The organism is Chamaesiphon sp. OTE_20_metabat_361, from assembly GCF_031364565.1.
The window spans coordinates 1-1,769 of the sequence record NZ_JANLWO010000125.1 but is presented as its reverse complement, the minus strand read 5'-3'; the positions used below and the strand labels follow the sequence as shown (position 1 = coordinate 1,769).

General features: G+C 51.2%; 1 protein-coding gene. It reads right to left on the bottom strand.

The window, feature by feature from the left end; translation table 11 throughout:
- Positions 1-155 precede the first annotated feature (155 nt).
- A complete protein-coding gene (locus RMO35_RS03460; protein ID WP_309738575.1) occupies positions 156-1,766 on the bottom strand; it encodes an MBL fold metallo-hydrolase in 1,611 nt (536 codons plus the stop codon).
- Positions 1,767-1,769: the final 3 nt, after the last annotated feature.

The following is a 1,769-nucleotide window of genomic DNA, read 5'->3' as shown; positions in this document are numbered from 1 at the left end:
GATCGAGTAAAAACATGTCAGTAGGGGATAGGGAATAGGGGATAGGGAATAGGGGATAGGGAATAGGGGATAGGGGACTAGGGGACAATTGCGGTTCTCTTTACCTCTTACCTTTTACCTCTTACCTTTTACCTTTCCCCTTTCCCCTTTCCCCTTTACGTGAATTCAAACGCTGGACAAAAGCCATCGGGGGTGACACGAAAGCCATTGAGGGGCGATCGCAAATTATGACAGCGAGCGCCGCGTTGATAGCGACAGTTGCCACAACAGTGAACGCTGGGGTCTAATTTAAGTTCTTGCTGACGATCGATCGTTTCGCGCTGAGAGATCCCTCTGAGCACGATCTCTTCCCCTTGCCATCTGGCTTCGAGCAGTCCGGTATCGGCAAAATTATGCCAGCGCGGGTCGCTAGAAATCGCCGTGGGTAAGGTAATATTAATCTCGCTTTCGAGTTCGGTCAGTTCGCCTTCATAGTTGGGATCGGCTGGCGGTGCGGGTTGGACAAAGGTATCGCCAACTGGCAAGGAAACTAATGTCCCCGCTGCTGGCGAGTGGAGATGGTAGCGATTTTGCAGTTCTTCTAAGGCGGTGAGATCTGCTAGATATGGCACACGACCATGTACGAACACCACATGTTTGGGGCGGATATTATGAATTAATTGCGCCGTACCCGCACCGTCAGAGTGCTCGCTGAGCAAATAAGTTTCGCTAGTAAGTTGGTTGGTAGTGTTGGGAGGTACCGTCGTCCCATGCGGTGAGGATGGGGATAATACCAACCAGGGAAAAGGGTGTCCCGCCGTATACAGGTTGAGATCGCGATCGATCTCGGTGATGATGATACACTGCCGCTGGTGAATGCTTATCTGATTTGCTGGGGTGAGCTGACGGACGTGCGGACGCACCTTTTCATCCCAAAATAGCGATTGATGCCGAGCGAAGTTTTGCACCGCTGGCGGAAAATTTGGGAGTAGCGATAAATAAGCATCGCAGCCAGCGGCAATCTTGCCATCTACCCAGATATCGATATCGCGTCCGGTAAATAGATGATGACTCCGCAGCAAGATCAGTAATTCTTGGGCGATGCCGAGATTATTGACTGGTAAAATAATTGACTGCTGCTGGGTAATCGCTAGATCGATCCGCGCCATCAGCGTATTTTCCTGCTTGCGGCGATGGGGATGACGAGCCGTCCCGTAACTCCCCTCAACAATCAAGACATCGGGATTGAGATTGCGAATCGAGTCGAGGTGCAAGCCATCGACCAAGCGCGAATTTGATAAGAAAAAGTCGCCAGTATAAAAGACGCTATAAGACTGATAAAAACCCGTGTAAGTCAACAATACCGCCGCCGCACCCGGTAAATGTCCCGCTGGAAATAGTTCGGCAGACAAGCCATCTTGAAACTCGATCGATCTGCGCCACGGCAAAGCCTGCCCGATTTGGGGCACTTGAGCCGCTACCTCCAACCAATTGAGCGGTAGTAGTAGGCTGGTAACTTCGCTGCTATAAATCGGTAATTTCGGCGCAGCACGATGCAGCGCCAGCAACCCCCGCGCATGATCGGCGTGAGCGTGACTACAGATAACTAAATCGCAAACAGGCAGACCATCAGCATCAATCAGCGGTGATATATCCGTCAGTCCACAATCTAATAAGATCCGATATGGCCCCATCTTGACTAACAAACACACGCCTTCATCACCATGACCCACGCCATAGGGAAGGCAGACCAAATCTTCGTTACTAGGTTGAGGTCGCGTAGACAAGGG